Here is a 21,486-nt window from a genome sequence, read left to right as displayed (position 1 = left end):
CCAGCGCCAGCCGAACGAGCGCCAGCCGGCCAGGCGCGACAGCCAGCGCCGAGGCGTGGCCGGCGCTCGCGGCACGGCCGTCAGTGGGCCGAGTGCTACAGCCGGCAGGCCTGGATACCGGAGACCAGGATCCCGCGCGCGCCGAGATCCCACAGGTCGTCCATGGTGCGGTTGACGTCGGCCTTCAGGACCATCGCCCGGACCGCGACCCAGCCCTCCCGCTGCAGCGGGGAGATCGTCGGGGATTCGTAGCCCGGGGTGATCTCGCAGGCCTTCTCCAGCACGGAGGAGGGCACGTCGTAGTCCATCATCACGTACCGCCGGGCCACCAGGACGCCCTGCACCCGGCGCAGCAGCCGCTCGTGAGCGGCCGACAGATCCGCCCCGCGCTTGGCGATCATGATTGCCTCGGAGCGCAGCACCGACTCGCCGACGAGCTCGAGCCCGGCCGCCCGCAGGGTCCGCCCGGTCTCGACGACGTCGGCCACCGCGTCCGCCACGCCGAGCCGCACGGCGGTCTCGACGGCGCCGTCCAGCTTGACGATCTGGACCGAGATGCCGCGCCCGGCGAGGTCGGTACGCACCAGGCCGGGGAACGACGTGGCGACCCGCAGCCCGTCAAGCTCCTTGAGGTCGCTCATGGCGCCGGCCGGCGCCGCGTAGTGGAACGCCGACTGGCCGAACCCGAGGGGTACCAGCTCCTGCGCCGACGTGTTGCTGTCGACGAGGAGATCACGGCCGGTGATGCCGAGATCGAGCCGGCCGGTGCCTACGTACACGGCGATGTCACGCGGACGCAGAAAGAAGAACTCGATGTCGTTCTCGACATCGGCCACCACCAGCTCGGCGGACTCCCGCCGCGCGAGGTAACCCGCGTCGCACAGCAACTGACTGGAGGCCGCCGCGAGCCCACCCTTGTTCGGAACCGCGATACGCAGCATCATCAACACTCGCCAAAGGCACGGAGGGCCGCAAAGCGGACGACCACGGAAAGGCAGGACCTACTCACAGGTGCGAGTATACGTCGTCCAGAGAAAGGCCCAGGGAAATCATCATCAGCTGGCTCCAGTAGAGGAGCTGGGAGAGTTCCTCGGCAGCCCGCTCCCGACTCTCGTGCTCGGCGGCCATCCACGTCTCGGCGGCCTCCTCGACGAGCTTCTTGCCGAGATGGTGCACGCCCAGGTCGAGCGCGGCGACAGTACCGGAGCCCGGCGTCCGCTCACGCCATTTCCCGCCGAGCTCGGCAAAGAGTTCGTCAAATGTTTTTCTCTCGCGGCCTGTTCTCGCGCCACGAGGTGATCCGACGACAGACGGCAACGGTGGGGTTCCGCCCGGCGTACCACCGGCCTGGTCACCGGCGGCCGCGGACTCCCCTCCCGGGACGCCCCCGCCACTCCCACCGTCGGTGCCCCCCGCGCCGCCGGTAACGGGCGAACGAGACGCCTCGGACGCGTCGGAGAAGGCCATGTCCGCATGCTACCCGCAGTGGCGGGGACGACAGCCGGCAACGATCATCGGTGTGCGCCACCGTGTCAGGCGCCGTTGATCTCCGATATCCGGCTCGTCGGCGGTGTCCGGGAACGGGATCATCCCCGGCGGAGATCCGGTTCCCCGCTCCCGGGACACCGTTCGCCCGCGACACCGTTCGGGACACCGTTCGGGACGTGAGGACGACACCGGCGCAGCCCTCTCGGACGATGGTGTCCCATCCCGGTGAATGGTTGACTGGTTACTTGTGTCCCGTCCCGTTCTCGTCGCCACCGACCTGGACGGAACCCTGATCCGCACCGACGGCACCGTCTCCGACCGGACCAGGGACGCCCTGCGACAGGTCGAGAACTCCGGCTCCACGGTCGTGTTCGTCACCGGCCGTCCCACCCGGGTGATGGCGGACGTCGTCCGGCAGACCGCGGTCTCGGGCCTCGCCATCTGCGCGAACGGCGCACTCGTCTACGACCTCGACACCGGCGTTCCGGTAAGCCAGACGATTCTGGAGACGCCCGCGGCGTTGAAGCTGGCCGCCGCGATCCGGGCAGCGGTACCCGACGTCACCTTCGCGGTGGAGAGCGGCGTGCGATTCGGCCGCGAACCCGATTTCCTGACCATGTGGCCGGATCCGGGCGAACTGGTCGCCGGTTTCCACGAGCTGCTCGAGCACCTGCCCGCGACGAAGCTGCTGGTCCGCCGGGGCGGCGCGTCGCTGGCCGACGTGTACGAGACGGTCGTCGCCCTGGCCGGAACCGAGGCGGTCGTCACGACGTCCAGTCACGACCTGATCGAGATCGCCGGCCCGGGGGTGTCGAAGGCCGTCGCGCTGGCTGAACTGGCGAGCGAGCGCGGTGTGCTCGCCGCCGAGGTGGTCGCGTTCGGCGACATGCCCAACGACCTGCCCATGTTCGCCTGGGCCGGGCACGCGGTCGCCGTCGCCAACGCCCATCCGGACGTCCTCGCCGCCGCCGACGAGATCACCGCGTCGAACGATGATGACGGTGTGGCCCAGGTGCTGGAACGGCTGTATGGGTCGTAGCCATACGAACAGTGATCGCGAACATTGGTAACGGATCAACCGTCAGCGTGAACGCGCCAGATCCACGTACTTGGCTCGGTAACGCGCAAGTATTTCCCCAAGATCGGTCTCAGCTTTCTTGGCGAAGTACTCGTAGACTCGCCGGTAGAAAGCGACGGTCTGCCGATCGCGAATCATCGTCGCGTCCGTGGTCTCGGTAAGGACCATGGAATCATCGAGAATAGTGAAACCCACAACCGGCGGCCATAACAGCTCGATGTCATTCGGTACCACACGCACCGTAACGTTCTTGAGCCCAGAAGCAGACTCGATACGATCGATCTGGGCAAGCATGTAACTCGGCGAGGCAAAGCGGTTCCCCAAGACCGCCTCCATCACGACGAAATCAAACTTTCGGTCGAGGTCGTACAAGCGCTCTTGCCGCCGCGCGCGCAGCGAGACCGTTGCAGCGGTGTCGGCGTGCCAATCTTCTTCGGCCGAGCCCTCGCCGCTCTGCAACGCAAAGTATCCGTTGGCGACGCGCCGGGTGTACTCGCTGATCTGAAGTAGACCCGGAACGACAACGGGCTCATAGCACCTGACGTACCGTGCCCCGCCCTCTTCGTTGAAGTATTCCTGTTGTCCAGCCATTCCAGTTCGCCGGCTGCCGCGACGCCGCGGCGCCGCGGAGCGGAGACGCCTGGAATGATCCACCAGCTCGTCCAGCAGCACCGCAGGGGCGTCGAGCGCCCTCGCGATCCGCTCGACATCCTCGGGGTTCGGACGCATCTGACCGCGCTCAAGCTTCGAGATCTTCGCCTGGCTCATCTCCACCAGCGCGCCAAGGGCCTCGCCGGTTATTCCGCGGTCCCGACGCAGTCGAGCCAGCGCCGCCCCGATCCTCGTCGCGGACGGAAAATCGACCTCGTCCGAGTCGTCTGGTACGCGGCTCGAGTCATCTTCCACGGCGGTCACCCCTGATACCCGACCACGGTCCGTGCGGCTAAGGGAGAAGGGAGAGATCGGGGCGGCACGCCATCAGTCCAGCTCCGGGAGCTTCCGGGCCGCCTCGAGGAGGAGGTGGCGAGGTATGCGCACCCTGGCTTCACCCGCAGGAATACTTCCGTCACGCTGGTCCGGCACGACATACCCCTGAACGACCAGATCGTCACCCTCCGCCACGAACACGGTGGGGCAAGCTTTGGATGAACACGCTGTGCCGGCCAACGGGATGAGCTTCATCGCCCCAGACTCCTGATCATCAAAGTCCATACAGACAGGCCGGACCCACCCAGTCTAGTACTCCAGACCAGCGCGCCACGCGGACTGCTGGCCGAATAGTCCGAGGGACCGGCAACTCTCCGGAACATATTCGACGCGACAGCGAGGGAATCACAGGCTCGGGCCACCTTGCGCATCCAATCGAACACGTGGCGTCACGAAAGGGCGACGGTGGACGGCAAGCCTCCGCAAGGTGGCCGATATTCCCTCCCGCCGATCGCCTCCAGCCCTCGGGTCGGCCGATGAGACCGGACAAACCCCACGACCTGCGGCGTTTCCACTACAAGCACACGAGAGCGGAGTGGCGACACGATCCCAACTTCAGTGTGATCCTCGCCACATCCCCGCCTTGCGCGCCGGCGGTCCGTTCATGAACTGCTGTCACGCCGGAACGCCATCGGGCAAAGCTCACTCATGACCGGCCTGTCGGCCTGCCCGTACGGACCGCGCCCGTCGTACGAGCCACGCCGAGAAAGGCGTCGACCTCGATCTCGACCACGGCCTCGCCCGCCGAGAGCACGACCGCAACCACCCCCGGCCGAAGATGACGACCCCGGACCAACATGCGCTCCGCGGTCACCACGTATACGCCGGCGCACCCCTGGTCGTATCGGTCCAGCGGACGAGGGACCGGCTCGACGCGGGGCTCCAGCGCCCGCACCGCGCTCCAGTAGACAGAGGCCGGTATCTCCACGGCCTGCTCGACGGAGGCGGACGTGGCCGGCGAGGTGGATACCATGCCCTGGACGGCGACCGATCCGAGATCGGTGACGTATACCGCGGGGCACGCACCTCCGTTACACAGAGAAGTGATGGGAGTCAGGAGCATCCGCTCGACCTCTCTGTACATGCCCCATGGCCGCCGGCGGTAATTTCCAAAAGACCCGCATGGCGCACGCGGCAGGCCCGCTCCCCTGACGGCGGGGTCAATGTAGGTCGAGTAGACCACGAACGTGATCCAGGATCCCGAAATTCAGATATCCAAAAAGGACCTAGTTGACTTAATTCGCAGAACAGGTCAACGCGGACAGAAGCAGCAAGCGATCGGCCGATAGCAGCTTGTAATCGAAACTCGACTTTAGACGACATTCGCAGAGTTGGTCGAATTATTCGCGGACGAGGCCTTGAGATTCGATCGCGAGTCGGACACCATCCGTACAGAGCCCTGGAGATGCACCGGGGCGGTCACAGCTCTACCGCACCCCAGGAGGTGCATCGGATGTCTGGCTCGGGGGCGAGGCCATCCATCGGACCACGGTCCCCTACGAGATCATGGCTCTCGCCACTTATTCCCCTCGAATCCTGTGCGCCGGTGCCCACCGTTCTCCGGAGCCCCGTCCCGGCTTTCCACCTGGCCGTGCGCCGCGCTCCGGCCGCGATCGGCGTCACGCACGGAGGCCGGGCATGAACGCTGTCCTCTCCACACCTCCGGGCGCGGACGTCCCGGTCGGGACGCTCGTCGCCATCGGTGTAGCCCTGACCGTCGTCGCTGCCTGCCTCGGCAGGTTCCGGCTCGCCGGCCTGCTGGCGATTCCCACCCTGCTTCTCACGGGCGCGGCGGCGATTCTGAGCTGGCTGTTCGGCGGTACGCACGACAGCGACCCCGCGACGCCTCCTCCGGCACCCGCCACCACCCAGGGCACGGACCCGGCAGACATCTCGGGGAGCGGGACCCACTGGGGTGCCTTCGCGCTGACCGCGCTGGGTGTGGTCCTCATTGTTCTGGGCACCGTGGTGTGGGCACTGTGGTCCCGGAGATCCGACAGTTGGTACACGTACGACCACCTGGACGAAAACGGCGACGAGGTCGTCTACCCGGATCTGTCCGTGGGGCCCCGGCCAGCGCACGGTCCCGGCTCGTCGACGTCGTGGAAATCGGCGGCGCCCGACACGGACGGCCATGACGCATGGCCGTCCGACAACAGTGCCCACTCCGTCGGAGCACCGGAGGGAACCGGGAACGGAGCGGCCGGCCCAGGAACGACCGGCCGAGCCGAGCCACGCGAACCGGCGGCGACGGGAGAGGCACATACCTCGGCGCGACCACCCGGCGACGTGTGGAAGCCCCTGGACAACCCGTTCCTCGAGAACCTCCAGGCCCGCATTGACCGCCTGGCCGGCCTGTACCTGAACGCCATGATGCCCCGCCCCGGCAGACCGGCCCGCGTCGACCTTCTCGCGCCGGACGCCCGATACTTCGTCAGTGCGCTGACCACGACGTTGGATCTTTTCGACGGCAAGATGTCGGCCGCCCGGATGGAGCAACTGGTCGAGGCCGTCCGTGAGGTCGAACGTCGCTGGGATGCCGTCATCGGGACACGGATCGGACCGAGCCTGCCGGGTGACGCCGAGACATCCGCGGAGCCGATCGGTCCGGCACGGACCGCGCAGGCTTTGGGGACCGAGCAGACCGACGCACCCACCGGTGAGCGCCCGGCGGTGCCGCCGAGACACCGGATTCGGATCCCGCCCCGCCACCCCGTCCGGTCGACGCCGGGTGAGGCGGAGAACACGGCGTTCCGCGGGCGACGGCGGCCGGGCGAGCATCCGGCCGGGCCTGGCCGGTCCCGTCTGGGACCGGGCCAGGCTGCTCCCCACACCCATTCCACGCCGCCGGATTCGGCCGCCCCGCCGACCCGGCCCAATCCGGCTGACAGCCCCGCCCCGCTCAGCCAGGCCGACGGCCCCGTCCCACCCGGCCAGGCGGCTGACGGGGCCAACCGGTCCGACCCTCCCGGCGATCTCTGATCACGGAGTCTGGGAGGGGCTCGTCCACCGCTGACCGATGTGCCCCGTCTGGTAGCCGTCCGCAGCAGCAGTGAACACCCGTGTGAACCGCGCCGACGAGGTCGTCGGGCGCCCGCGCGTCTCCGGGTCGGCCTCAGCTCGGGGGGAGGCCGACCCGGAGACCCACGTGCGTGGGTCTCCGTGGCTCCGTCACGGCTCCGGCGCTGGCTCCAGCACCCCGGCGACGCGATCCCCGGGCGCCAGTCGCATGCGATGGCGCGACCGGCGGGCGGGGAGGCCAGGATAGGAGCATGGCGACCTCCGTTCCCCGGGATTCGGCCGAGCCGGCCCTGCCGCCGCACGAGATCGACGAGGAGTTCCGCGCGCTGCCCACCGCGGCTCTCACCGACGCCGCGCTCCAGGCCGCCCGAGACCTGGGTGCCGCCCACGCCGACATCCGGATCGAACGTCTCAAGGAGTCGTCGCTGTCGTTCCGCGACGCCGGCCTGGAGAGCCGTTCGGACGGTGTCACCGCGGGCTTCGCCGTCCGCGTCGTCCACGACGGGACCTGGGGCTTCGCCGCCGGTGTGGATCTGACCGTGGATGAGGCCGTGCGGGTCGCCCGGGAGGCCGTCGCCATGGCGAAGGTGGCGCGGCCGCTGAACTCCGAGCCGGTCGAGCTGGCCGACGAGCCCGTCCACGCCGGCGCGACCTGGGTCTCCAGCTACGCCACGGACCCGTTCTCGGTCGATCCGCGCGACCAGGTCGAGCGGATCGGCGGGCTGTGCCGGTCGCTGTACTCCGCCGAGGACGTCGATCACGTCGACGGACGGTTCGCCGCCGTCATGGAGAACAAGTTCTACGCCGACACCGCCGGGACGGACACCACCCAGCAGCGGGTCCGCGTGCTCTGCCAGCTCGAGGCGACCCGGGTCGACCCGGCGGGTGGCTTCGAGTCCATGCGCACCATCGCGCCTCCGGCCGGCCGCGGCTGGGAGTGGATGGTCGGCGGCCCGGCGGCCGGCTGCTGGGACTGGGAGTCCGAGATCGAGCTCATCCCCTCGCTGCTGGCCGAGAAGGCGAAGGCGTCGTCGGTGGAACCAGGACGCTACGACCTGGTGATCGACCCGTCGAACCTGTGGCTGACGATCCACGAGTCGGTCGGGCACGCCACCGAGCTCGACCGGGCTCTCGGCTACGAGGCCGCCTACGCCGGGACGTCCTTCGCCACGCTCGACAAGCTCGGGTCGCTGCGCTACGGATCACCGGCGATGACCGTGACCGGCGACCGGACGGCACCGCACGGCCTGGCCAGCATCGGCTACGACGACGAGGGCGTGCAGACCCGCCGCTGGGACATCGTCCGCGACGGTGTCCTGGTCGGCTACCAGCTCGACCGGCGGATGGCGGCGCAGAACGCGTCCGCGCTCGGCGTGGACCGCTCCAACGGCTGCGCCTTCGCGGACTCCCCCGGGCATGTACCGATCCAGCGGATGGCGAACGTCTCGCTGCTCCCCGCGCCCGGCGGGCCGTCCACGGAGGACCTGATCGGCCGGGTCGACCGGGGGATCTACGTGGTCGGCGACCGGAGCTGGTCGATCGACATGCAGCGCTACAACTTCCAGTTCACCGGGCAGCGGTTCTACGAGATCCGCAAGGGCCGGATCGTCGGCCAGCTGCGCGACGTCGCCTACCAGGCGACCACCACGGACTTCTGGGGCTCGCTGGACGCCGTCGGCGGCCCCGAGACCTACGTGCTGGGCGGGGCGTTCAACTGCGGCAAGGGCCAGCCCGGCCAGGTCGCGGCGGTCAGCCACGGCTGCCCGTCGGCGCTGTTCCGCGACGTCAACATCCTGAACACGCGCCGCGAGGGCGGCCGATGAGCGAGGGGCTCCCGGTGACGGGCACGACACAGGCGATCCGTGCTTCGCACGAGATCGTCGAACGGGCGCTGGAGCTGTCCCGCGCGGACGGCGCGATCGTGATCGCCAGCGAGTCGAGCACGGTGAACCTGCGCTGGGCGAACAACACGCTCACCACGAACGGTGCCGCGCGTGACCGCTCCGTGACCATCATCAGCGTGATCGGGCGCTCGTTCGGGGTGCGCTCCACCTCCACGGTGGACGGGCCGGGCGGCGGGGCCGACCTGGCGGGCCTGGAGGCGCTGGTCCGCGCCTCCGAGGCGGCCGCACGCGAATCAGACGACGCCGAGGACTACAGCGACCTGGTCGTGCCCGCGGCGGCGGCGGCGGTCGGCGGCCAATCCTTCACCGACCCGGCCGAGCGGACCAGCAGCGACGTGTTCGCCTCCTTCGCCGGCGACCTGGCCGAGGCGTTCGGCGCGGCGCGGGCGGAGGGCCGGCGCCTGTTCGGTTTCGCCGAGCACGACCACACCACGACCTGGCTCGGGACGTCGACCGGCCTGCGGCTGCGGCACAGCCAGCCCACCGGCTCGGTGGAGTGGAACGCGAAGAGCGCCGCCCCCGGTGGCTCCGTGTGGCACGGGCAGTCCACCCAGGACTTCACCGATGTGGACGTCGCCGCGACCGACGCGCGTCTGCGGGCCCGGCTGCGCTGGTGCGACCGGTCGGTGGAGCTGCCGGCCGGCCGGTACGAGACGCTTCTCCCCCCCTCCGCCGTCGCCGACCTCATGGTCTACCTGTACTGGTCGGCGGCCGGGCGGGACGCCGCCGAGGGACGCACGGTGTTCAGCCGCGCCGGCGGCGGGACGCGCGTGGGCGAGGCGCTCGGCCCCGCTGGCCTGCGCCTGTGGAGCGACCCCGGCGCGGCGGGCCTGACGACCGCGCCGTTCGTGACGGCCGGTGCGTCCTCGGCGACCTCGAGTGTCTTCGACAACGGGCTGCCGCTGGGACCGACCGACTGGATCCGGGACGGTCGTCTCAACGCGCTTGTCCAGACCCGCTCGTCGGCACGCGCCGCGAGCCTGGCCGCCCCGGCCCCCGCGCCGAACGGCACCAGCAACAGCTCCGGCAACGGCATCAGCGCCGGCGCGGCCGGCCTCGCCGGTCAGGGCATCGCCGTGACCCCCTTCGTCGACAACCTGCTCCTCGACGGCGGCGGCACCGCCACCCTGGACGAGATGATCACCTCGACGCGGCGCGGTCTGCTCCTGACCTGCCTGTGGTACATCCGGGAGGTCGACCCGCAGGTCCTGCTACTCACCGGCCTCACCCGGGACGGCGTCTTTCTCATCGAAAACGGTGAGGTCGTCGGGGCGGTCAACAACTTCCGGTTCAACGAGTCGCCGGTGGACCTGCTGGGCCGCATCGCCGAGATCGGTGCCAGCACGCGGACGATGCCGCGGGAGTGGGCCGACTGGTTCACGCTGGCCAGAATGCCCGCGCTGCGGATTCCGGACTTCAACATGAGCTCGGTGAGCCCGGCGAGCTGACCCGCCCGACGCCGGCACCAGGCGGGTGCCGGCGTCACCGGCGTCAGAGGTAGGCGCCGCCGAACGGCTCGTTGTCGCCCTGCTGCTGCCCGCTGGGCAGAGCCCGGCGACGCATCTCCTCGAGCTGCGCCCGCGCCGCCATCTGCTGGGCGAACAGCGCGGTCTGCAACCCGTGGAAGAGCCCCTCGAGCCAGCCGACGAGCTGCGCCTGGGCGATCCGCAGCTCTCCGTCGGAGGGGGTCGCGTCCTCGTCGAACGGCAGCGACAGGCGGTCGAGCTCCGCGCGTAGCTCCGGGGCGAGCCCGTCCGAGAGCTCGGTGATCGAGCTCTGGTGGATCTGCCGGAGCCGGACGCGGCTGGCGTCGTCGAGCGGTGCGGCCCGCACCTCCTCGAGCAGCTGCTTGATCATGGTACCGATCCGCATGACCTTGTCCGGCTGGGACACCATGCCGGCGAAGGGGTTCTTGCCCTCGCCCGGCCCATCAGCGCCGGCCCGCCCGCTGTGCCCCGCGGAGGGCGTGAGCGGGACGCCTACCGCGCCGGGGGCCTCCTGCAGGGCGCCGTCCGGGCCGACGACGACGACACGGGGTTCCGGTTGGTCTGTCATGCCCACCATCCTGCCCTCCTGGTCGGACGAATCCATCCGGTGGCACGGCGAACATCTCGTTCGGTCACGGCAGTTCACCCCGGCGGCCGAACCGCCGGCTCAGCCGCCCACCGTCATGACGACCTTGCCCACATGCCCGGACTCCTCCAGCACCCGGTGGGCCGTGGCGACCTCGGTTATCGGCAGGACACGGTCGATCACTGGCCGGATCCGCCCGGCGGCGACCTCCGGCCAGAACTCCTCGCGCACGCCCGCGACGATCCGGGCCTTCTGCGCGTCCGGACGGGCGCGCAGCGAGAGCGCGTGCACGCTGGCCCGCTTGGGGAGCAGGGCTCCCAGGTTCAGGGTGCCCTTGGTGCCGCCCTGCAGTCCGATCACGACGAGGCGGCCCTCGGTCGCCAGCAGGTCCACGTTGCGCTCCAGGTACGACGCGCCCATGTTGTCGAGAATGACGTCGGCGCCGTGGCCGCCGGTCTCCGCCCGCACCCGGGCGACGAAATCCTCGTCCCGGTAGGCGACCGTGATGTGCGCGCCGAGCTCGCGGCAGCGGACGAGCTTCTCCGCGCTGCCCGCCGTCGTGGCGACCACCGCGGACGGGCGCAGCGCCCGCACAGCCTGGATCGCGAAGGTACCGATGCCGGACGCGCCGCCGTGGACGAGAAAGACCTCGCCGTCCGCCAGGGCCGCGCGCTCGAAGACCGTGGAGTGCACGGTGCACGCGACCTCGGGCAGGCCCGCGGCATGGATGAGGTCGACCCCGGAGGGAACCGGCAGCAGCTGGGCCGCCGGGACATTGACCTGGGTCGCGTATCCCCCGCCCACCAGCAGCGCGCACACCTCGTCGCCCAGGGCGAAACCGTCGACCCCGGGGCCCAGCGCGGCCACCCGGCCGGAGCACTCCATCCCGATGATCTCGGTCGCGCCGCGGGGCGGGGGATAGAAGCCCTGCCGCTGCAGCAGATCCGCCCGGTTGACGGCCGTCGCCACGATGTCGACGGTGACCTCACCGTTGCCGGGCGGCGGGAGGTCGGGCACCTCCGACCAGCTCATGACGTCGGGTCCACCGGGAGCGCTCACCGTCACCGCATGCACGGACCTCACTGTACGGCGCGGGCCGGGTGCGCCGGCGCGAGCTCAGACGGGTTCCGGCTCCGGTTCCGGCCGCTCGGGGGCCGGCGGGGTGAAAGGGGACGGCTCGTGCGGCGCGGGCGGAAGGTCGGGGGTGTCGGGGAGCAACGGCCCGGGATCGTCCGGTATCGGGGCGTCCGGGTCGAGCGGGGGCGGGTCGGGCCGCCGCGGGGTGGCGCCCGGCGCGCGCGCCGGGCCGGGCGACTCCAGGGCAGGCGGCACTCGAGCGGTCAGCTCCAGGGCAGACGGCACCCGAGCAGTCAGCGCAGACATAGACATCGCCTACCCCGCACCCCGTCCGCGGGAAACATCGCCGTTCAGCGCCGACGGCCACGAAGCCCCCGCCGCGAAACCCCCGGCCGCGACGGCCCTGGCCCGACAGCCCCGCCTCCGACAGCCCCAGGCGCGTGAACCCAGTAGGGACGGCACCAGCCCGGCACGAGACACCACCGCCCGAGCCTGGAACGGGTACCGCCAGGTCACGCGCCCAGCCAGGAAACGAATCCGGCCAGAAGGCGATTTCGTCGGGATGTACCCCTTTCGCGATACTTCCGGCACGGAGTACCGTCCGGTCGAGCGGCGATGTCGTACCCGTTAACAAGGATCTCCCGCGGCCGCGGCGGAGACACCCGTGGACACACGAGTATCGCCAAGACCAGCCGTGGGAGTGTGCCTGGTGAGTGTGGACAGCGCCGCGGACGTCGGCGTCCATGTGCCACGCCTGCCCACCGGCCGGGCGCGTCCGCCACGACCGGACCAGAGCGCGGGGGCGCACCGTGGACGCGGACCGCACTGGTACCCGGACTCCCTGGCCGCGGGCGTGAGCACCGATGCGACCGCCAGCGGCGCCCCGCCCCAGCGCCAGGGCTCCGACGACGGGCTCACCGGCTCCGACGATCGGCTCCCGGGCTGGCACACGGCTCGGGACGAGGCGGGGTGGTCCGACCTGGAGGACCCCGAGCCTGTTCCAGGCGAGACGGCTGGGCCGGAGTCTGCCGGCGGCACGGGCACGCCCCCGAACGCGCCGGTCGAGTTCCGGGAGTTCTTCGAGCGCCACCACCGCGAGCTGTCGCGTTTCGCCTACCTGCTCACCGGCGACCACGACGCGGCTGACGACCTCACCGCCGAGGCGCTCACGGCCGCCTGGTCCAAGTGGGAGCGGGTCAGCAGCGCGGACAGCCCACTCGCCTACGTGCGGCGCATCGTGGCGAATCTGGCCACCAGCCGGCTGCGGCGGGTGATCCGGGAACGCCGGGGGATGACCGTCCTCGGCATGCTGGCCGAACGCACCGAGCACGCTCCGGACGACGCTGACGTTCCCGCCGCCGTGGACCTGCGCGCCGCGCTGATGACCCTTCCAGCCAGGAAGCGGGCGTGTGTCGTGCTGCGGTACGCCTTCGACCTGTCCGAGGCGGACACCGCCCGGACGCTGGGAATCTCCGTCGGAACGGTGAAGAGCCAGACATCCAAGGCGGTGGCCGAGCTCGAACGGGTACTCGGCACCAGGCCCGAACTGACCCGCTCCGACCCGCCGGACGGCACCCCGGCCCGAAAACCGGACGCGCACCCCCTGGCCCCACAGGCACCGCGCCGGGCCGGCGCCACGCGCGGCCGCCGGCGTGCGGCCGGCGGAACGGATCCGGCGAGCGTCGCCCGGTCGGCACTGAACCGGCTGCGCGACAGCGAGGCACCCGGACGGCTCCGCGGCAGCGAGGGCTGAGAACACTCCCAAGACCCCGGAGCGCACAAAGGAGGACCCACCAGCACGTTCCTCCGGCGAGACGCCCTCGGATCCTGGAGACCTCACACCATGACTGTGTACGGCGGTGAGTGGTACCCACGACGATCGCGGGTCTCATAATGGACATGCCATGATCAGGGACCGTTTCATCTCGAGCTCTTCCCGCCGCCGGGTGGACGGTCACGGCACCGCGGGCGATCAGGCTGGCACCGGCGATCGAGCTGAGACCGGCTCGGTGGCGGCCTCGGCGCCCGTCAGCGACGGCTCCGGAGCAGCCACGGCCACGCCGCCGTCCTCCCAAGATTTCACCAGCACGCTGCGGTCCCTACTGGCCCGCGAGCTCACGGAGCACGATCCGGACACAGAACGCATCCGTGCCCGCATCGCCGCGATGGACCCGTCGGCAGCCCGGCACCTGGCGCCCGCGGCCCGGCCGGTCGATCGCCCGGTGATCCCGGCGCCGCTGGCAGGGACGACGTCCCCGGCAGGAGCACCGCCGCCGACAGGACCAACACCGTCGACAGGACCAGTAGAACCAGGACCGGCAGAAACCCCACCGCCAGCGGGAGCAGCCGCACGCCCGCGCGCGACCGCGCGCCAGCGCCGCCCTCGCCGGACGCGGCCACGCCTGCTCATCCCCACGGTCGTGGGCACGGCCGCGACCGCCCTGATCGGCGTCGTCCTGCTGAGCGGCACCCTGTTCACCCCCCGGCCGGACACGGGCACCGTGACGGCCGCGCCGACCCGGATTCCCCGCGCAGCCTCCGCCGATGCCGGAAATGCGCCACCGGCCGACAGCCTCGGCGTCACCCCCACTCCGAGTAGCGCCGGGCCACCGAGTCCGGCGCCGGGCGACGGGGACCCGGCAGTGCTGAGCCCCGAAGATCTTCCGTCCCAGGGCGCGGGCACGAGCGCGGCACCGTCCGGCGCGCCGGACGGACCGGCGTCCCAATCTGACCAGGGGACGGGCGGATCGGCGCCGCGGGACACCCGGCCGGGCAGCGGTGACAGCGGTGACAACGGCACCGCTCCCCGCCGCGACGACTCGCGCCACTCCGGCGGCCGGGACGGCTCCGCGGACCGCGGAGCCGGCGAAGCCGACACGCCCCCGGGTCGCGACGGCGCACGGCGTGACTCCGGCGGCTCCGACGGTTCAGGGGGCTCGGGCGGTGTCAGCGTGTCCACGGCGCCGTTCAGCCACGGCCAGGAGGTGAGCCTGCCGACGGCGGGGTGCCTCGACTGGGTTTTGTTCGGCGCGGACGGTGTCCAGACCCGGGCCGACATCCCCCGGCCCGGGATCGGCACCGCCCGGATCGAGCGCGGCCCCGGCTCCGGCTCGGGCGGATTCGCCAACCGCTTCTCCTGGCACGGCGGCCGGCCCGTCAGCTCCGGTTCCCGCGACGACGACCGACTGGTCATCGAGGGCTCCGTGCGGCTGGACGTGGCCCTGGCCGGCCAGGCGCGGCGCCTCGATCTCTATCTGGGCTCCCCGGACGGCAGCGTGCGCGTCACCGTGGGCGATGGTCGGAACGCCTGGTCGCGCAGCGTGGCACTAAGTGCCCGGCAGCGGGGGGACGCCGACGGGGTGCTCTCCGTGTGGCTTCCCCGCGGTCAGGGCTCGATCGCCGTCACCGTGGCGGCCGGTTCGGGCGTCGGGCTACTCACGCTCGCGGCGGCAGTCCTCTACTGAGGACTGCCGCGGCACGGGTTCCGAACCGCTTCAGCCACACCGCACAGCGGCCAACCAAAGAACACGGCAGACACCAGGCAAACACCGAGACCTATCGAAGGACTCTTCTCGGACAACAGAAAAAAACATCGCGAAAGATGGCAACCTGGCACATGGTCCGAAGCGACTGGACATATGAACGCACCGCCGTACTCCGCGCCAGGTTGCGGTGGTCGTTCCGGCCCGCCCGATCCCCGCTAACCCCCCCCAGCCGGGCGGGCGGGCCGCACACAGCGCGGAAGCTCGAAACACCAGGTACGCCGCTCGGCAAACGAAGTGCCCTCCGCCGAGCGGGTACCAGAGCTCCGTCCGGTGGGAGGGTTACTTTCCGCCCGTCAGGCCCTCCCACCACACTTCCCCATGGCGCCCTCCCCCGCCGGCCGGCCCAGTCAGGCACCTCCCGGTGACCCTTGACTTGGATCACAGTGTGATCCGGGTCAATCGCCCGGTCGGACCAGTCGGAGCAGCCCCGGCAGGAGGCGTCCGCCACGTCCGGATCGTCTGTTGTACCCGCCGGCCCAACCCGGCGGGTAGCGTCGGTCCCGTGCGCAGGATCCTGCTCTCCCCGTGGTGGCTCGCCCGTCACGCGCTCGCGCTCCTCCTGATCGCGTTCTTCCTCCGGATGGGCGTCTGGCAGTGGACGAAGGGCGAATCCGATCACGGCAGCATGCAGAACCTCTTCTACGGCGTCGAATGGCCGGTGTTCGCCGCGTTCGTCGTCTACTGGTGGTATCGCATGATCTCCGAGGATCTCCGCCCACGCGACCCCGACGATCCGGGACCCCAGTGGGGCAAGGCCGGGCGCATCGCGCCCGAGGCGCCCGTTCCCACGGGCGGCGACCCCCTGAACGGACCAGGCTCACTCGTGGCCGTACCGCGCCAGGGGAAAGCCGGAACCGTGGCGGTGACGCCCGCGCCGGCCCGGCTCGGCCGTCCGACGGCTGGTGATCCGCTGGCCGGTGATCCGCTGGCCGAGATGGAGACCGACGAGGACCGCGAGCTCGCCGCCTACAACCGCTATCTCGCGTCGCTGTACGAACGCGACGCCGCTGGCTCCGACAACGACACCAAGGGAGACCGCCGGTGACGGCATCCTCCGACCCCGTGACGTCACGGTCGGCCGCCCCGGCGTCCGGTCGGCCGGCAACGCCCGGTGGGGGGCGTTCCGCGCCCGCCGCGGTCAGGTCCGCGCTCCTGCGCTACCGGATCATCGCCTATGTGGTCGGCGTCGTCCTGATCGCGCTGGTCGTGGTCGGAGTGCCGCTGAAGTACCTGGCGGACGAGCCGTCCGTCGTGGCGGCCATCGGGCCGATCCACGGCGTGCTCTACATGGTCTACCTGGCGGCGACGCTCGATCTGGCGAGCCGGATCCGCCTCCCGGCCGGCCGGACCGTCCTGGTCATGCTCGCGGGCACGATCCCCTTCCTGTCCTTCGTCGCGGAGCGGAAGATCGCCGGGCTCGTCCGCGCCGGGCTCGCCGGCGCTGCCGGCACCGGCCGGGCACCCGCCTAGGCACCGCACCCACCCCGCCGCTGCCGGCAGCGGACCAGGTCGTCAGGTCGCCGGGACGTCGGCCTCGCTCCCCCGCGGCTCGGGGAGGTCCACGAACGGCGGGCGCCGGATCCTGGTCGCGACGGTGACGGGAAGGGTCTCCCCGGCCGCGAGTCGGCGCGGCCGGGCGAGCCCGAACGGCCGCGCCGCGAGGACCTGAGCCCGCTCCATCCCGAACGCGAAGTACCGCCCGTCGGACCAGACCACAAGCTCCTCCGCGCGCCGGCCACCGCGGCTCACGATCATCCGCCGGCGGCCCGGCTCCCAGACGATCGCCAGCAGGTGCTCCCCCAGCGTCTCCAGCGCGCGCTGGCCAGCCGCCCGGTACGCGCGCATCAGCGCGGACGCGACTCCCGTGCCGTGATCTCCGTCAGCCGCCCGGTCCCGCTCCCCGCGCGATCCCAGACCACCGAGCTCATCGTCAACAGCCCCGCCGGCATCACCCAGATCACCTGGGTCCCTCCGTTTTCCGAGGTGGACGGCGTCTCCGTCCGGTTTCCCCCCGCGCAGCGAGCGCAGCGGCACCGGCCGCCATGATCTCCCCGGCCGTAGCACGGTCACCGATCCCACGCCGGGGACGACCCACCCGTCCGCGGCATGCTCCGCGATCACGATGACCAGCCCGGACGGCCCCACAAGCACGGACGGCATCGGGCCGGCGGCGCTGTCAGCGGCCGTCACCACCCCGAACGGACCATCCAGGTGCACGCGACGCGCGGCGGGCAGACCGATCGAGGAAGCCGCGAGCATCCCGGTCAGCGCCGAGCGACGGACATCCGCGCCGTCCAGCCGCAGCAGCCCGCACACGGTCATGCCGTCCTCCCGCCCCGCGCACGCCCTAGCGGAACGCCCAACCGCGCTCCCGCGCCGGAACGTAGCAGCTCGAGGACCCACCGACCGGGCCGTTGCGCCCGATGGCCGGCTCGTCCGCGCCAGGTTGCCCCGCGGGACCCCTCAGCCGGTCGGTGTCAGGCGACGTTCCACTCGTCGCGGGCAGCGTCCGCGGGGAGGTCAGGCCCGGCCTCCGCGCCCTCTGCTGGACGTCGACGCTGGTCCGGGATCCGCTTCGGCTTACGCGGGGCGATCTCGGGCGCGGCCGGGCACTCGACGAGATGATCGTCGAACCCGACCGCCGACGGCCAGATCTGATGACACGCCCGGCAGTGGGCTGCCTCAAGATCGGACCAGTGCTCGGCGCAGCCGCCACAGCTCATCGCGGTGGGGAAGTCGCGCAGGCGCGCGGGCTGACGGGAGGACTCGACCGGCATGGGCAGTGCCTGCTGGGCGGACGGGCCCGGACGGATCGGCAACGTCACCGAAACGGCACGTGGGGCGGTGTTCGGCGCGAGCGGGGCCGGGATCGCGCGCCGACCAGTAGAGCGGCGGGGAGGCACCGGGCCATCCTGTCGTACACCGGCACAAGCGTCACGCAACCGGGCGTCGACTCTTCAGAGTTCTTGTTCGTACGGCCCGCTTTTGGCCCTTCCAGGCGGCCACGCAGGCCCGCTACCTGGGCTCCCGCACGAAGGACCGCACGATCGCGCCGCAGACCCACCTGCGGCGCGCGTCCACCTCCCGGGGGGACCTGGCCTGATCGGGTGAGTCCGGACGATCACTTCACCGGTCCGTTCGGATGGGTGGTGGGCACCGGATCCCCCCGGACTGGTGCCCACCACCTACCGCACGCCGCCCCCGTGCCGGCGTGCGCCCAGGCCGCGGGTGTGATTGGACGTTGGCCCCCCGACCAAAGCGCCCTACCCCCGTCACCCGCTTGCCATCACCGAGTCTGCCGCCACCCCCCGATGCCGTCACGACCCCATATGCGCCGCCCGTCCGTCCCCCGCCCGGGGGTCCCGGCCCTGCGGGAGATCCCGCATGGCCGGGCCCGAAAACCACGAAGCCCTGAACCCAGGATCGTGGGTTCAGGGCTATGCCGATGTCTTGAGACATCACAGAGCGGAGGGCGTGGGATTCGAACCCACGAAGAGGATCACTCCCCTTAGCGGTTTTCAAGACCGCCGCCATCGGCCACTAGGCGAGCCCTCCTGACCTGCGGAGACTCTGCCAGGCTGTGTCCGGCTTGCCGGAGTTCGACTGTCATGTGCCCGCCGGGTACCTGACCAGGATCTCACAGCCCGCGGCCGTGGTGTCCGGGACATCACCCGACTGTCTCGGTCGGGAGACGAAAGGCCTCTGACCCCGGCTCGTCAGCCGCGGCGGAGGCGGCCCTCGAAGCCGTCCCCGGCGAGTTGCTCGAAGAGCGCGCGGGCGCGGTCGTCCTCGGCGTCGAGATGATCGTCCATCGCCTCCTGGGCGTCCTGTGCGGTGAGGAAGCGCAGGCTGTCCAGCGCGCCGCAGGAGCAGGTGACCTGCCACTGGCCGTCGGCCTCCTGGTCGGTCGTCGCGTCGGTGCAGCTGTCGTCGCCCAGCAGGAACATCGGCACGAAGCCGATGCCCGGTCGGCAGGCGCTCATCGAGATCTCGCCGCATCGCCTGTCCGAGGCCGAATGGCCATCCGCCGCCGCACGGGCGTCGGCTTCGGTCGGATGTTCGCCGTTGAGCTCACCGCACCGGCAGTGCACCCACCACGGACCATCAGTGTCTTCGTGGTCCACCGTGTTCTCCTCCGTCATCGGCCGCGCGCCACGCCCATCGTGCCGGTCGCCTCAGGTGGTCCGAGCAAGATCGGTTTGATTGTGTCCGGCCCGGCCGGGCACGCCAGGACTGTGACCAGTGCCCATGCACCGAACACCGCGGGGCGGCACGATCGCCACACCTCGTGGGCGGCCCAGAAGCCCACAGCGCGCGCCGCACCCCCGCCGCCCCCGTCCTCCGCGACGCCCGCCACACCCGCAGAGTTCGCAGAGCCCACGGCTGATCGGACGGTCCCGCAGGTCGACGACGCGACCTCTGCGGCGGCCGGCAAGCTCAGCGAGGCCCTCGAGTGGGTGGAGCGCGCTCGGGGCGCGCTGTACTCCTTCCACCAGCTCTCCGGCCGCGCCGATCTCATTCTCGGCGAGGCGCTGGACGCCCTGCGCGAGGCCGGGCACCCGCGGCTGGCGGCCGAGGTACGGCGGGAGCTGCACGGCCGCAACGTGCTGGACGGACGGTGGACGTTCCAGATCGTCGAGGAGTACGACGACCTGTACTACCGGCCGTTCGTCAGCACGGAGGAACGAGTGCGCGCCCTGCTCACCGACGGCCAGCGGCACGTCTACGAGGCTCGGATGAAGGCTCGTGAGCGTTCCGGGGCCGGCCGCGACCCCTGGGGCCCCGGCGCCTGATCGACCGGCTTGCGCGGGCGGTCCCGGCCGCCGTCGGACGTCCGGTCGAGCGCCGTGGCGGCGGCCGTCAGCCGGGGCTGCAGGTCGCGCAGGATGTCCAGGTAGGCGGCCCGGGAGGTCAGCGCGGCACCGGCGAGGATCTCGGGGCCGCGGTGCGCGCGGGCAGCCCTGTGGATCATGATCAGCCCGGCTGTAGCGGCCCGGCCGGAGCCGGCTTCGGGCTCGGGTGGCCGCCGCGCGGCACCGAGGGCCGTGGCGTAGGCGGTGTACCAACGACAGAGGTCCCGCATGTCCTCGATGAGGATGCCCTGGGCGGCGGCGAAGCCGCTGCCCTCGGCGCGGCCGGCGCCGGTCGCGCGTAGGAGATCGGGCGTCAGATCGGGCGGCCAGGGGACGTCCCCGTTCCACAGGAGCTGCGCCGTCCGCCGGATACGCAGCGCGCCGGCGACGATCGTCATCAGCGCGTCGACGTCGAAGCGGCCCGGCGGCTGCTCGGCGAGGAACTGGCGTACGGCGTCGTCGAGGAGGCGGCCGGCCCGGATCGCCTCGCGGGCGGCCGGTGCCACGGCCGGATGCTCGGGGGCACCCGGCGCGTGCGGGACGACGAGATCGAGGAACGTCACCGCACTTCGGTAGGCGGATTCGGCGCGGGCCCGGATCACGGCGACCGCGCCGCGGGGCCACAGCAGGGCACCGATGACGATGCTCACCCCGAACCCGATCATGACGTCCTGGATCCGTACTATGCCCACCCGCCAGCCGGCGGGTTCGACGATGTTGAACAGCATGAGCACGGCGACCGTGAAGCCCGCCTGGCCCAGTACGAACCCCGACCTGCGGCGGGAGTAGCTCCCGAGCAGCACGGCGAGCGGGAGAACCGCCCACAGGACGGCGGTGTGGGTGCCGACGGCGACCACGAAAAGGCCACCCACGACGATGCCGACTCCGGTACCGGCGAGCGCGCGTACCGCGGCGGAACCGGTGGCCATGGCGTTCGAGCGCAGGACGGACAAGGTCCCCAGCACGACCCAGAAGCCGTGCTGGAGCCCGGCGGCCTGGGCGATGATCACCGCCGTGGTGAGGCCGAGGGAGCCGCGCACGCTGTTGCGGAACCACACCGACCGCGGGCTGGCGTAGCCGGCGGCGAGATCGGTCGCGGCGGTTCCCCGCTCGCGCACCAGCCGGCGCGCGTGATGGAACGCGTCCACGGCGCGCCGGACGGGACTCGCAGGCGGGCGGGGCGGGAGGGGGCCGGTCACCCGCAGCACGTTCAGCGCCAGTTCCCTGGCCCCCCGGGCCAGCCGGCGCAGGCGGAACGCCTCGGCCGCGGCGAGGTCCGGTGGGCAGGCGGGCGCCGGCTCCCGCAGCTGCCGCAGCAACGCCGACCGCATCGCCCGCTCGGACCGTTCGAGTCGCGCGATCCCGAGCCGATCGTCCCCGACCCGCACCCCACCACCCCCCCCCGGCGCCCCCGCCCCCCCCCCCGGGGCCCCCCCCCCGCGCGCAGCGAATGACAAATA

Annotated in this window: 20 protein-coding genes and 1 tRNA gene; 9 read left to right on the top strand and 12 right to left on the bottom strand. The window is 71.5% G+C overall.

Annotated features, from left to right (window positions below):
* Nucleotides 1-95: 95 nt before the first annotated feature.
* Together hisG and MXD62_RS12570 are read right to left on the bottom strand one after the other, a co-directional pair.
* Nucleotides 96-941, bottom strand: a complete 846-nt coding sequence (gene hisG / locus MXD62_RS12575) for an ATP phosphoribosyltransferase (protein ID WP_248829495.1) — start codon at nucleotides 939-941, stop codon at nucleotides 96-98.
* Nucleotides 942-1,005: 64 nt separating this feature from the next.
* Nucleotides 1,006-1,467 carry a phosphoribosyl-ATP diphosphatase gene (locus MXD62_RS12570; RefSeq protein WP_248829458.1) on the bottom strand — a complete coding sequence of 154 codons (462 nt, stop codon included), beginning with the start codon at nucleotides 1,465-1,467 and terminating at the stop codon, nucleotides 1,006-1,008.
* A gap of 250 nt (nucleotides 1,468-1,717) precedes the next feature.
* On the opposite strand from MXD62_RS12570, the gene MXD62_RS12565 reads away from it, so the two are divergent.
* Entirely contained in the window at nucleotides 1,718-2,527 is an 810-nt protein-coding gene (locus tag MXD62_RS12565) for a Cof-type HAD-IIB family hydrolase (protein WP_248829457.1), read from the top strand.
* Between the two features lie 42 nt (nucleotides 2,528-2,569).
* Here MXD62_RS12565 and MXD62_RS12560 read toward each other — a convergent pair whose 3' ends face one another.
* Together MXD62_RS12560 and MXD62_RS12555 are read right to left on the bottom strand one after the other, a co-directional pair.
* Nucleotides 2,570-3,481 carry a Scr1 family TA system antitoxin-like transcriptional regulator gene (locus tag MXD62_RS12560; protein ID WP_248829456.1) on the bottom strand — a complete coding sequence of 304 codons (912 nt, stop codon included), beginning with the start codon at nucleotides 3,479-3,481 and terminating at the stop codon, nucleotides 2,570-2,572.
* Between the two features lie 718 nt (nucleotides 3,482-4,199).
* Entirely contained in the window at nucleotides 4,200-4,616 is a 417-nt protein-coding gene (locus tag MXD62_RS12555) for a hypothetical protein (RefSeq protein WP_248829455.1), read from the bottom strand.
* Nucleotides 4,617-5,191: 575 nt separating this feature from the next.
* On the opposite strand from MXD62_RS12555, the gene MXD62_RS12550 reads away from it, so the two are divergent.
* The 3 genes from MXD62_RS12550 (at nucleotide 5,192) to MXD62_RS12540 (ending at nucleotide 9,926) form a co-directional block, all read left to right on the top strand.
* Nucleotides 5,192-6,535: a hypothetical protein gene (locus MXD62_RS12550; protein ID WP_248829454.1), complete on the top strand. Its 1,344-nt coding sequence runs from the start codon at nucleotides 5,192-5,194 to the stop codon at nucleotides 6,533-6,535.
* Between the two features lie 290 nt (nucleotides 6,536-6,825).
* The gene (locus MXD62_RS12545) at nucleotides 6,826-8,397 is read left to right on the top strand and encodes a TldD/PmbA family protein (protein WP_248829453.1); all 1,572 of its coding nucleotides are present in this window, start codon (nucleotides 6,826-6,828) and stop codon (nucleotides 8,395-8,397) included.
* Nucleotides 8,394-9,926: a metallopeptidase TldD-related protein gene (locus MXD62_RS12540; RefSeq protein WP_248829452.1), complete on the top strand. Its 1,533-nt coding sequence runs from the start codon at nucleotides 8,394-8,396 to the stop codon at nucleotides 9,924-9,926. The genes MXD62_RS12545 and MXD62_RS12540 overlap by 4 nt, the downstream gene beginning before the upstream one ends.
* 43 nt (nucleotides 9,927-9,969) lie before the next feature.
* Here MXD62_RS12540 and MXD62_RS12535 read toward each other — a convergent pair whose 3' ends face one another.
* From MXD62_RS12535 to MXD62_RS12525, 3 genes are all read right to left on the bottom strand, one after another.
* On the bottom strand, nucleotides 9,970-10,533 hold the full coding sequence (locus MXD62_RS12535; protein WP_248829451.1) for a bacterial proteasome activator family protein: 564 nt from the start codon (nucleotides 10,531-10,533) through the stop codon (nucleotides 9,970-9,972).
* 99 nt (nucleotides 10,534-10,632) lie between these two features.
* The gene (locus tag MXD62_RS12530; RefSeq protein WP_083788141.1) at nucleotides 10,633-11,625 is read right to left on the bottom strand and encodes an NAD(P)H-quinone oxidoreductase; all 993 of its coding nucleotides are present in this window, start codon (nucleotides 11,623-11,625) and stop codon (nucleotides 10,633-10,635) included.
* A 42-nt stretch (nucleotides 11,626-11,667) separates the two neighbouring features.
* Nucleotides 11,668-11,934: a hypothetical protein gene (locus tag MXD62_RS12525; protein ID WP_235014915.1), complete on the bottom strand. Its 267-nt coding sequence runs from the start codon at nucleotides 11,932-11,934 to the stop codon at nucleotides 11,668-11,670.
* 403 nt (nucleotides 11,935-12,337) lie between these two features.
* Between MXD62_RS12525 and MXD62_RS12520 the strand changes: the two genes are divergently transcribed.
* From MXD62_RS12520 to MXD62_RS12505, 4 genes are all read left to right on the top strand, one after another.
* A complete protein-coding gene (locus tag MXD62_RS12520; protein ID WP_248829450.1) occupies nucleotides 12,338-13,381 on the top strand; it encodes a SigE family RNA polymerase sigma factor in 1,044 nt (347 codons plus the stop codon).
* Nucleotides 13,382-13,532: 151 nt separating this feature from the next.
* Nucleotides 13,533-15,092, top strand: coding sequence for a hypothetical protein (locus MXD62_RS12515; protein ID WP_248829449.1), 1,560 nt, complete (start codon nucleotides 13,533-13,535; stop codon nucleotides 15,090-15,092).
* Nucleotides 15,093-15,675: 583 nt separating this feature from the next.
* Complete coding sequence (locus MXD62_RS12510; RefSeq protein WP_248829448.1) at nucleotides 15,676-16,218, top strand: hypothetical protein; 543 nt, start codon at nucleotides 15,676-15,678, stop codon at nucleotides 16,216-16,218.
* Complete coding sequence (locus tag MXD62_RS12505) at nucleotides 16,215-16,643, top strand: DUF3817 domain-containing protein (RefSeq protein ID WP_248829447.1); 429 nt, start codon at nucleotides 16,215-16,217, stop codon at nucleotides 16,641-16,643. The genes MXD62_RS12510 and MXD62_RS12505 overlap by 4 nt, the downstream gene beginning before the upstream one ends.
* Before the next feature lie 42 nt (nucleotides 16,644-16,685).
* Here MXD62_RS12505 and MXD62_RS12500 read toward each other — a convergent pair whose 3' ends face one another.
* The 4 genes from MXD62_RS12500 to MXD62_RS12485 all read right to left on the bottom strand — a co-directional run bounded on the left by MXD62_RS12500 (nucleotide 16,686) and on the right by MXD62_RS12485 (nucleotide 19,297).
* On the bottom strand, nucleotides 16,686-17,495 hold the full coding sequence (locus MXD62_RS12500) for a hypothetical protein (RefSeq protein ID WP_248829446.1): 810 nt from the start codon (nucleotides 17,493-17,495) through the stop codon (nucleotides 16,686-16,688).
* Between the two features lie 155 nt (nucleotides 17,496-17,650).
* Nucleotides 17,651-17,998, bottom strand: coding sequence for a hypothetical protein (locus tag MXD62_RS12495; protein WP_248829445.1), 348 nt, complete (start codon nucleotides 17,996-17,998; stop codon nucleotides 17,651-17,653).
* Between the two features lie 641 nt (nucleotides 17,999-18,639).
* Nucleotides 18,640-18,728 (bottom strand) — tRNA-Ser (locus MXD62_RS12490).
* Between the two features lie 161 nt (nucleotides 18,729-18,889).
* Nucleotides 18,890-19,297, bottom strand: coding sequence for a hypothetical protein (locus tag MXD62_RS12485; RefSeq protein ID WP_248829444.1), 408 nt, complete (start codon nucleotides 19,295-19,297; stop codon nucleotides 18,890-18,892).
* 111 nt (nucleotides 19,298-19,408) lie between these two features.
* On the opposite strand from MXD62_RS12485, the gene MXD62_RS12480 reads away from it, so the two are divergent.
* On the top strand, nucleotides 19,409-19,966 hold the full coding sequence (locus MXD62_RS12480) for a hypothetical protein (RefSeq protein ID WP_248829443.1): 558 nt from the start codon (nucleotides 19,409-19,411) through the stop codon (nucleotides 19,964-19,966).
* Here the strand turns inward: MXD62_RS12480 and MXD62_RS12475 are convergent.
* Nucleotides 19,897-21,414, bottom strand: a complete 1,518-nt coding sequence (locus MXD62_RS12475; RefSeq protein ID WP_308301246.1) for an FUSC family protein — start codon at nucleotides 21,412-21,414, stop codon at nucleotides 19,897-19,899. The genes MXD62_RS12480 and MXD62_RS12475 overlap by 70 nt on opposite strands.
* Nucleotides 21,415-21,486: the final 72 nt, after the last annotated feature.

The organism is Frankia sp. Mgl5, assembly GCF_023242985.1.
In the GTDB taxonomy this organism is placed as follows: Bacteria; Actinomycetota; Actinomycetes; order Frankiales; family Frankiaceae; genus Parafrankia; species Parafrankia soli.
The sequence above is the reverse complement of the archived record's forward strand: the minus strand, read 5'-3'. Positions and strand labels throughout refer to the sequence as shown.

Bases quoted from the DNA above. Each gene is read 5' to 3' on its own strand.
- MXD62_RS12570 (WP_248829458.1), bottom strand. From the start codon at position 1,467: ATGGCCTTCTCCGACGCGTCCGAGGCGTCTCGTTCGCCCGTTACCGGC.
- MXD62_RS12535 (WP_248829451.1), bottom strand. From the start codon at position 10,533: ATGACAGACCAACCGGAACCCCGTGTCGTCGTCGTCGGCCCGGACGGC.
- MXD62_RS12555 (WP_248829455.1), bottom strand. From the start codon at position 4,616: ATGCTCCTGACTCCCATCACTTCTCTGTGTAACGGAGGTGCGTGCCCC.
- MXD62_RS12550 (WP_248829454.1), top strand. From the start codon at position 5,192: ATGAACGCTGTCCTCTCCACACCTCCGGGCGCGGACGTCCCGGTCGGG.
- MXD62_RS12540 (WP_248829452.1), top strand. From the start codon at position 8,394: ATGAGCGAGGGGCTCCCGGTGACGGGCACGACACAGGCGATCCGTGCT.
- MXD62_RS12545 (WP_248829453.1), top strand. From the start codon at position 6,826: ATGGCGACCTCCGTTCCCCGGGATTCGGCCGAGCCGGCCCTGCCGCCG.
- hisG (WP_248829495.1), bottom strand. From the start codon at position 941: ATGCTGCGTATCGCGGTTCCGAACAAGGGTGGGCTCGCGGCGGCCTCC.
- MXD62_RS12500 (WP_248829446.1), bottom strand. From the start codon at position 17,495: ATGACCGTGTGCGGGCTGCTGCGGCTGGACGGCGCGGATGTCCGTCGC.
- MXD62_RS12565 (WP_248829457.1), top strand. From the start codon at position 1,718: ATGGTTGACTGGTTACTTGTGTCCCGTCCCGTTCTCGTCGCCACCGAC.
- MXD62_RS12515 (WP_248829449.1), top strand. From the start codon at position 13,533: ATGATCAGGGACCGTTTCATCTCGAGCTCTTCCCGCCGCCGGGTGGAC.
- MXD62_RS12525 (WP_235014915.1), bottom strand. From the start codon at position 11,934: ATGTCTGCGCTGACTGCTCGGGTGCCGTCTGCCCTGGAGCTGACCGCT.